At 35.1% G+C, this 8086-nt stretch carries 12 protein-coding genes; 4 read left to right on the top strand and 8 right to left on the bottom strand.

All coding sequences use genetic code 11. The features are described from left to right. The 5 genes from V7164_RS21205 to V7164_RS21185 all read right to left on the bottom strand — a co-directional run. Window positions 1-145: helix-turn-helix domain-containing protein (locus V7164_RS21205; RefSeq protein ID WP_335355165.1), on the bottom strand; the 145-nt coding region annotated here is incomplete at its 3' end. Window positions 146-155: 10 nt separating this feature from the next. After that, window positions 156-635: a DUF2975 domain-containing protein gene (locus tag V7164_RS21200; protein ID WP_335345457.1), complete on the bottom strand. Its 480-nt coding sequence runs from the start codon at window positions 633-635 to the stop codon at window positions 156-158. A gap of 441 nt (window positions 636-1076) precedes the next feature. Further along, window positions 1077-1616, bottom strand: a complete 540-nt coding sequence (locus tag V7164_RS21195) for a GNAT family N-acetyltransferase (protein WP_335355164.1) — start codon at window positions 1614-1616, stop codon at window positions 1077-1079. Window positions 1617-1735: 119 nt separating this feature from the next. Then, on the bottom strand, window positions 1736-2245 hold the full coding sequence (locus V7164_RS21190) for an ankyrin repeat domain-containing protein (RefSeq protein ID WP_335355163.1): 510 nt from the start codon (window positions 2243-2245) through the stop codon (window positions 1736-1738). A gap of 43 nt (window positions 2246-2288) precedes the next feature. Further along, window positions 2289-2891, bottom strand: coding sequence for a hypothetical protein (locus V7164_RS21185; protein WP_335355162.1), 603 nt, complete (start codon window positions 2889-2891; stop codon window positions 2289-2291). A gap of 464 nt (window positions 2892-3355) precedes the next feature. Between V7164_RS21185 and V7164_RS21180 the strand changes: the two genes are divergently transcribed. The 4 genes from V7164_RS21180 (at window position 3356) to V7164_RS21165 (ending at window position 5973) form a co-directional block, all read left to right on the top strand. Then, window positions 3356-3802 (top strand): hypothetical protein, encoded by a 447-nt coding sequence (locus V7164_RS21180; protein ID WP_335355161.1) that lies wholly within the window; start codon window positions 3356-3358, stop codon window positions 3800-3802. Between the two features lies 1 nt (window position 3803). After that, window positions 3804-4031: a helix-turn-helix transcriptional regulator gene (locus V7164_RS21175; protein ID WP_335355160.1), complete on the top strand. Its 228-nt coding sequence runs from the start codon at window positions 3804-3806 to the stop codon at window positions 4029-4031. Window positions 4032-4084: 53 nt separating this feature from the next. Continuing rightward, window positions 4085-4786, top strand: coding sequence for a DUF4386 domain-containing protein (locus V7164_RS21170; RefSeq protein ID WP_335355159.1), 702 nt, complete (start codon window positions 4085-4087; stop codon window positions 4784-4786). Window positions 4787-5103: 317 nt separating this feature from the next. After that, window positions 5104-5973, top strand: coding sequence for an NAD(P)-dependent alcohol dehydrogenase (locus tag V7164_RS21165; protein WP_335355158.1), 870 nt, complete (start codon window positions 5104-5106; stop codon window positions 5971-5973). Between the two features lie 173 nt (window positions 5974-6146). Here V7164_RS21165 and V7164_RS21160 read toward each other — a convergent pair whose 3' ends face one another. The 3 genes from V7164_RS21160 to V7164_RS21150 all read right to left on the bottom strand — a co-directional run bounded on the left by V7164_RS21160 (window position 6147) and on the right by V7164_RS21150 (window position 8056). Next, on the bottom strand, window positions 6147-6704 hold the full coding sequence (locus V7164_RS21160; RefSeq protein ID WP_335355157.1) for a cysteine hydrolase family protein: 558 nt from the start codon (window positions 6702-6704) through the stop codon (window positions 6147-6149). Between the two features lie 410 nt (window positions 6705-7114). Beyond that, a complete protein-coding gene (locus V7164_RS21155; protein ID WP_335345627.1) occupies window positions 7115-7516 on the bottom strand; it encodes an acylphosphatase in 402 nt (133 codons plus the stop codon). Window positions 7517-7678: 162 nt separating this feature from the next. Further along, window positions 7679-8056, bottom strand: a complete 378-nt coding sequence (locus V7164_RS21150; RefSeq protein WP_335345626.1) for a VOC family protein — start codon at window positions 8054-8056, stop codon at window positions 7679-7681. Window positions 8057-8086 lie beyond the last annotated feature (30 nt).

Below are 8086 nucleotides of genomic sequence, written 5' to 3'. Positions count from 1 at the left end.
CTAAAGTTGAAAATCGAATGGCTTTTGCCTTTCCATTTTTCAAGATAGAAAGGTTAGCCATTGTGATTCCAACGCGCTCCGAAAGTTCTGTTACGCTCATTTTCCTTTTAGCCAGCATCACATCAATATTGATTATAATCGCCATTGTTTTCACCTCAAACCGTTAAATCATTTTCTGATTTTATATCGATTGCATTTTTTAACAGCTTTTGAAGAACAGCGGCAAAAACGGCAATCACCATGGAAGCAAAAGGAACAACCAATCCAACAAAAATGACACCTGGGGCATCGTCTACTTCCGCAAAGAGATAGAAGAGCGGCAAGACTAGCACATGCAAGATACTGATTGTGATGGCACAGCGATTGATTTTCTTTAAAGCTATTACAGAAATTTGCGAGAAAGCTTCACTTTTATCAATATAGCGTAAAAGTTTGAAAGCCTGATACAAAGCAATGTAAAAAGGGATCGCGGATGCATAAAAAACGATGGAAACGAGATATTTTATATAAGCAATCTCTGGAAGCAATTTTGCAGTAACATTCCCTATCTCCGGAACCAAAAAGATGCACAATGCAAGAACGGGGATTCCCATAAGTACAACAACGAACTTTAAAAAAAGTGTTTCTCTATTCATATTAAGCACCTCATTTATTTATTGTTAATGTGATTTTAATACATTATTTATCGTTTTACAATAAATAAATATTGTTTTCAGTTATATTATTATTGTTACTTTAGATTTCCGGCAAAATAAAAAGCATTCCCTATTACAAGGAAATGCTCTATAGCTTGGACTGTTTTCGACTAGTCTTATTGATGTGGTTTAATATTTAGAAACAAGGAGCAATTTTAGGGATCCAAAGCGCAAATAGAATTTATTACCACACAGAAACTAAAAAAGTAGGTGGAGTCACGGAAAAAAGGATGACAGCATTTTTATTTAAAATTTTTTCCATTTATGCTTCAAATAGGCTGTTATTTTGACACTATCACCAGTAATGTAAACAACGGGAAAAAGACCGACTTTGAGTCGGTCTTTCAGTATTTCAAGATAATGTAACATTAAACTAATTCACTAATTAACAAAATTCCCTAGTTTCTTTTCCCGCTTGTTCCCAATATAACAGCCTTCTTGTACATCACCAACATACATATACCCAAGTCTTTCATAATACTCGTTAAGCTTGATGTTTGAAGCCTGACAGTCTAATCTAACCGCATCGACATCGTTATCAAGTGCCATCTGTTCACATAAGTTGATCATTTTTATCCCAACACCTGGAACCTCTGTATCGGTAACAAGGTTGTGTATATAGTAATTTTTTGCCCCCTCGTTAGTCCATCGCTTATCTTCTTCGAGCAATACGACCGCACCAACAACCTTACCCGTCAGTTTATCTTCCATAACGTAAAGTTGATCAGCTTCCACTTTGTTTTCAAAATAGTCTCTTGGATACGATTCGAGATAATTTGTTCTATTCCACTGATTTAAATTGTTTTTATCCATCCATATTATCCGCTTTTCTATAAGTTGATAAATTTCATCAACATCTCTTGTTATTGCTTTCCTGAAAGCATAGTTATCCATACTTGACTGATTACCATATTTTTCCATATTATCCTATCCTGCCATTTCAAGTACAAATTTTCACAATCACCTTCAATTTATTTTAACATAAAAGATACCAATCCTTGATTTTTCAAAATGAATCAAATTCACATTTTATGTCAGGCTTATCCAGCAAAACGACGCAATAGTTCAGCAACTTGATTATTCCCTTGTTCTATCGCTATTTCCAATGCCGTTTTTCCACCATCAACCTTTGCATGAACAGAAGCACCATGTTTAATAAGAAGACTAATCAAGTCCGAGTTATTATCATGAAATGCAGCAGTATGTAGGGCTGTATGTCCATTGCTATCAAAAATATTTGTTTTCGCATTATTCTTTAAAAGGAGTTCAATGACTTCTAAATTTCGTTCTCCTGCAATTGCGGCATGAAGAGCCGTATTTGACGGAATAAACTCTATCTTAGAATGAGAAACGGCATTTATATCTGCATTGTAATTTAATAGGATCTGTACAGAATCTTTATGTCCAAAATGCGATGCAATTCCTAGTGGTGTTAATCCTTGATCATTTTCAATATTTGATAAAGATTGGTTAGATATAAGTGCCTTTTCTAGTGCAGCAAGATCGTTGGATTCAATAGCTTGAAATACATCATTCACCTTTAAATTCATAATACTCCCTCCAGTGTCTTTTAATTGATGAAATAAAAAGAATTTATTTTACTTCAATTTGTATTAAATTTGTATCCATTTTCAATCGTTCTCTTAATTCATCAGTCATATTAAAAGAGAACTTTTGACCAGCTTTTACATCTGCTAGCTGATAACCTCGTGCTGTATTAACAGTGCCATCCATTCCGATTGGCATCCAATTTGACGTATCAATATTTAACAAATGGTCAATATAATTTCCACTAACTCTTCCTTTATCTAACCATTCGGCTGGTAAAAAATCGTACCCCAATATCTTTTCAGATAATAAAATTTCAACTTCCCCCGCTGAAATAGTTACTTGTCCGTTTTTAGGAATAGATTCCCCATTAACCTGTAACTCATATATAAACTGATTTTGGGCGAATTCCAACATTTCTTCATCCGATAAATTCTCGATCACTTGCTTAATGGTCGTCACTAGATACTGATTTCGTTCATTTAGAAATTGATTTTGTGTTTGCAACGATTCTATTTCATTTGTATCCATGTCAACTTCCTCTACCAAACTTTGAGCTTGACCTTGTTTTTCGTTTTGCTCATCACTACACCCAACTAGCGAAAATAGACTTAGTGTAATTCCAGTAAATAATAATTTTTTTAGCATGTTTTAGCCCCTTTCCTATACACATCTCCTAATAGCGCACAACTCTCCTGCTTCGTTAGTTGAATAATTTCAACAAAAAGAGCGGTAATCCTTCTTGTATCAACATACCAATTCGTTTAAGAAGTCATCATTTGTTTTTTAGAGTAAATCTATAATGTAAAAATCCTTCTATTCCAAACTAATACCAAAATTGAAACATTACTTCCGTTTCCTTTTTAAAATCTTAAGTGATTTTTCCTACTTACTCACAATGAAAGTAATTGTATACAAATTCAAACTACAAATGTTGGTTACTTGCTTATACATAAGATGAGTCACTAGGAAGACCGGATATTGCCTCAATGGAAATGTATGGTTATTTTTTCTATTTTATGTAACAAAATATTGACTTGATGTATAGTTTATATTACATTATGTTTAACAAACTTAACATGATGTAAAAATAACCATACTAGGAGGTAACTATGACGTACCAAGAAAAGAAAAGTATCTTATCGTTGATTAGTACAATTCTTATTTTTGGATTTTATTGTTTCTACATGTACCCGCAATATCCCGGCGGGGAGATGGAGTCGGCTGAGTCCTTTCGTTATTGGGGTTCCTTTGTCCTCGTCTTGACTTTGGTTTCAATCGTTGCACACATCATTATCAGCATTATATTTAACATCGTTTTTAGAATTACAACCAGAGAAAAGGAACCAAGCTTTGCGGATGAACTGGATAAATTAATTGACTTGAAAGCGTTTCGGAATGCCTTTTTCGTGTTTATCATTGGCTTTCTTATTGCAATGGGATCACTGATCATTTATCAGCCTTTACATGTAATGTTCATTATCCTGATCACTTCGGGATTCATTTCCGATTTGACCGGATCTGCTACGAGACTTTATCACTATCGGAAAGGAGTCTAATATGGGCAAAAAAAATCTTGTCGGCAATCACATCCGAAAATTACGATTCAATCATGATGAAATGACACAGCTGCAATTGGCAGACAAGGTAGGCGTTACAAGACAGACAATCGTGGCTCTCGAAAAGGGAAACTACTCCCCATCTCTAGAATTGGCTTTTCGTATTGCTCATGCCTTTAACTTACCGTTGGAAGAGGTTTTCTTTTATGAGGATGACTCAAAGCTTTAGAATTTGTTTTTGCTTTACCGTTTGTCAATTTATTAAAGGAAGGGGATAAATTAATGAATTCAAACAAAAAAGCAGCCAAAATTGTGGGGGTACTGTTTATTCTTGCAGCCGTTTCGGCGGTTGCAGGTCTTATATTATACGACCCTATCCTGAACGGTCCCGATTACTTGATAAATGGTACGGAACATGCCAATCAAGTCGTACTGGGAGCAGTTATGGAACTCATTCTTGTCGTTTCAGCCGTTGGTACTGCAATAACCATGTTTCCGATTTTAAGAAAATATAATGAAACGATCGCACTAGGGCATGTTTGTTTCAGATTTCTAGAAGCGATTATTATTACTATTGGTGTAATCAGCGTACTGTCCCTTTTGACATTAAGCCGGGAGTTTGTTGCATTAGGGTCTCCGGATACCGCATCTTTCCAAACATCAGGCATAGTATTACATGCAATCCATGACTGGACATTTTTGCTTGGCCCCAATTTCATGCTAGGAATTAATACAATGATGTACAGTTATATATTTTATAAAACCAAGCTCGTACCAAGATTTATAGCCTTTTTAGGTATGACAGGGGCAACTCTAATTTTTATTTGTGCCTTGTTCGTAATGTTCGGCGTATTTCCTCAACTTTCTGTTTGGGGTGGTATTCTGGCTATACCGGTAGCAGCGAATGAAATGATTTTAGCAGTTTGGCTTATCGTAAAAGGATTCAATCAGTCTGCACTTGCCTCATTGTTTGCAAAAAAGTAAAACGATTTGCAGGAAAGCTTGCATAGTGATTTATCAAAAATTGATCGGAATAAAATTAACTGAATTTTTGGAAATAAAGAGAAATACATTTGAGAATATTACATGTTAGAGAAGGATATTTTGGGACTTCAAATTGTCATCGTTTTGGGATCTCTCTATATGTTGAGAATTGCATTCACGATGATGAAATAATAACTAAACTAAAAAGAATCAAGGAGGTTAAATAGATGAAAGCGGCTATTTACAGTTCCTATGGTCCCCCTGAAGTACTGGAGATACAGGATGTAGAACAACCATTTATTAAGGATGACGATAGGGTGTTGATCAGAGTGCATAACGCGTCAGTCAATGTATTTGATACTCTTTACCGAAAGGGCTATTTGCCTACAAGGTTAGATAATGGTATGACAAAACCAAAAAATCACATACTGGGCATTGACGTGGCGGGGACGGTAGAAGCAATAGGTAAAAACGTGCAACGATTTAAGGTTGGCGATCATGTTTTCGGCAGTTGTTTCGGCTCCCATGCAGAATATGTCTCACCTCGTGAGAATTCCCTTAGTCTTATGCCGAAGAACTTAACTTTTGAGGAGGCAGCGGCTATACCATGTGCGGCTCAGACTGCACTGCAAGCATTGCGAGATGCAGCACAGATAAAGCATGGCCAAAGGGTTTTAATCTATGGTGCATCAGGCGGTGTCGGTCACTTTGCTGTTCAGCTTGCTAAATATTTCAAGGCCGAGGTAACGGCTGTTTGCAGCACCTCAAATCTTCAGTGGGTTAAAGAACTTGGAGCAGATTACGTTCTCGATTACACCAAGGAAGATTTCGTAAATAACGGAAAAAAGTACGATATCATTCTAGATGCGGTCGGTAAGCGAACCTTTTTCAGCTGTATGAGTTCTTTAACGCAGACGGGAGTTTATATTACAGAACACGCAATTTATCCAAAGTATCACCCCATTCAATTAATGATAGGTTCATTGATTGGTCGCAAGAAAGCAAAGGTTCATCTTACCAAACCGAATGATAGGGATATGGATTTCTTACGCAGTCTAGTGGAAGAAAAGAAATTAAGACCTGTTGTTGAAAAATGCTTTCCTTTGGATCAAATAGTAGAGGCTCACCGGCATGTCGAAATTGGGCGTACAAAGGGGAAGGTTGTTTTGGAAATCAAGACGGGCTGATTGGAATTCCAAATGTAACGAAAAATATGATTACTGCTCACTAAGGGAATTGGAATATCACGATGTCATACCTCAACTTAACAAATTGTACTAATAAAAATAACCCAATTACTTAGTAGTCGATTGGGTTATTTTACTGTTTATAGGAAATATCTCTATACCATATTTTCTATTTACCTATATGAATCATGAATAGGATGAAACAAATCTTCCATTGCATTTCTGACAACTGAAAAGTGTTCCACATTGTAATGACCATGAAGTGTTTCATTATGATGCTTGATAATTTGTTCTGCACTTAAAGCACGGCTGTCTGTTGTTGAATGTCCATCACCTACTAATGTGACATCCAAACCACTAATAGTGGCTGTTCTGACTGCACTGTCTATACAGTGTTGGGTTTTACACCCCATCATGACAACATGCTCAATCTTTTGAGATTTTAGGTGATTCAGTAGTCCTGTTCCATGAAAAGAATTCGTTGAAGTTTTATCAAAAATCTTTGAATCCGTAGGCACATTAATTTCTTCGTGAACCTGAAATCCTTTACCTTTCCCTTCAGCAACATCTAAATCCCTTACAAAGACAACTGGAACACTGGATTCTTTTGCTTTTTCAATTACTAAATTGATATTCCTAATAAGTTGATCTTTATTAAAAACTGCACTTTCTTCTTGATTTCCCTCAATTAACTCTTGTTGGGCATCAATAATTAACAATGTTTGATTCAAATGATTTTCCCCTTTCAATTGTGGGGAAACGCTAATTTAAATTTATTTAGACGTGTTCCCCTTAGAATTATTCACGCCAATATATTTTTTGTTTGCCATAATATCTACCCCCTAAATTAAATATTGCCTATTTTTTGTCTGAATCTTCAGACGGTTAAATCATAACACAATATCTTTCAAAATAATACTTTAATAATTGTGCTGTGTATTTAATAAGTTCATTTCAGTAAACTGCCCTTTCCTTTAGTCAAAAAAGACAGCCATAGTGACGATCTCATTGTTGTGTTAACGTACCCTTTAGCCTTCCATGAATCAGAAATCCACCACAGAGAATGAAAGATAATTATGTTCTTTAATAGTAGTTTAATAAGGACAGAGCCCAAGAAAATCTTTTGCATACACTTACTTATTTATCTTACTATTGTTAAGTCTTCCCTATTCTCACTAATAGGAATGTTTATGACATCACATTTCTTTACAGATGCACGTTTCAAAGACTTCATGGATGTTATTAGTAATTCTACTTTCGTTTCTTCCCCCTGCAGTTCTGCTTCTACACTTCCATCTTCTAAATTTTTTACCCACCCTGTTAAGTTCAATCTTTGAGCCATAGTAAATAATTCCAAACGGAATCCTACTTTTTGAACTCTCCCAGAAAAGATAACTTTTTTTCTTACTATATTGCTTGAATCAAATTCGGGAATATTAATACTATTGGCATGCCAAATAACGTAAGCATCTCTTAATCTTTTAAATGCATTCATTCTTTTTATCCCCTTTTTTAAAGTATTATGATAAATTTCTTTCTTCAACTAACCACCCAATTCGTATTATATGGTCACCAAATGGCCGCTAGTTCTTCCTTCATTAACCTGCACCGGTTACTTTAAGTAAAAAATGCGCTCCTCGTTATTGAAAAGCATTGCACCCGATAGTAAAACAAGAAAAGTTGCTAACCAAAACCTTAAAATAATTTATTGGCAAACTCCCAAAGGATTATCGTCAGGATCATAGAAAGTAAAAAATTTAGTCGTTCCTTCTCCACTAATTAGATTTACTTTTACATTCTTCTCAAGTAAAAATTTATAAGTTTCTTCTATATCGTGAGGAATAAAATTATAATATTTCCCTACACCGAAATTATTATCTGGAAACTTCATTGGTTTATGATTTAGAGTTTTAACAAGACATACTACTGTTTGAGATTGTTCTCCAATCTTCATTACAGCAGCTTCTTTTTCAATGTAAATTAATTTAAACCCAAGAATCTCTTCATACCATTTTGCCGACAATTCAGGGTCTTTAACGGGAATAAATACTCCTTCCATACCTATTAAAATTGGTTTTGTCATATTATTTATCTCCTTATGGGTTCTTATTAT

The organism is Bacillus sp. JJ1474 (genome assembly GCF_036965225.1).
GTDB lineage: Bacteria > Bacillota > Bacilli > Bacillales > Cytobacillaceae > Cytobacillus.
The sequence above is the reverse complement of the archived record's forward strand: the minus strand, read 5'-3'. Positions and strand labels throughout refer to the sequence as shown.

Bases quoted from the DNA above. Each gene is read 5' to 3' on its own strand.
- V7164_RS21190 (WP_335355163.1), bottom strand. From the start codon at position 2,245: ATGAATTTAAAGGTGAATGATGTATTTCAAGCTATTGAATCCAACGAT.
- V7164_RS21200 (WP_335345457.1), bottom strand. From the start codon at position 635: ATGAATAGAGAAACACTTTTTTTAAAGTTCGTTGTTGTACTTATGGGA.
- V7164_RS21180 (WP_335355161.1), top strand. From the start codon at position 3,356: ATGACGTACCAAGAAAAGAAAAGTATCTTATCGTTGATTAGTACAATT.
- V7164_RS21170 (WP_335355159.1), top strand. From the start codon at position 4,085: ATGAATTCAAACAAAAAAGCAGCCAAAATTGTGGGGGTACTGTTTATT.
- V7164_RS21185 (WP_335355162.1), bottom strand. From the start codon at position 2,891: ATGCTAAAAAAATTATTATTTACTGGAATTACACTAAGTCTATTTTCG.
- V7164_RS21175 (WP_335355160.1), top strand. From the start codon at position 3,804: ATGGGCAAAAAAAATCTTGTCGGCAATCACATCCGAAAATTACGATTC.
- V7164_RS21195 (WP_335355164.1), bottom strand. From the start codon at position 1,616: ATGGAAAAATATGGTAATCAGTCAAGTATGGATAACTATGCTTTCAGG.
- V7164_RS21150 (WP_335345626.1), bottom strand. From the start codon at position 8,056: ATGACAAAACCAATTTTAATAGGTATGGAAGGAGTATTTATTCCCGTT.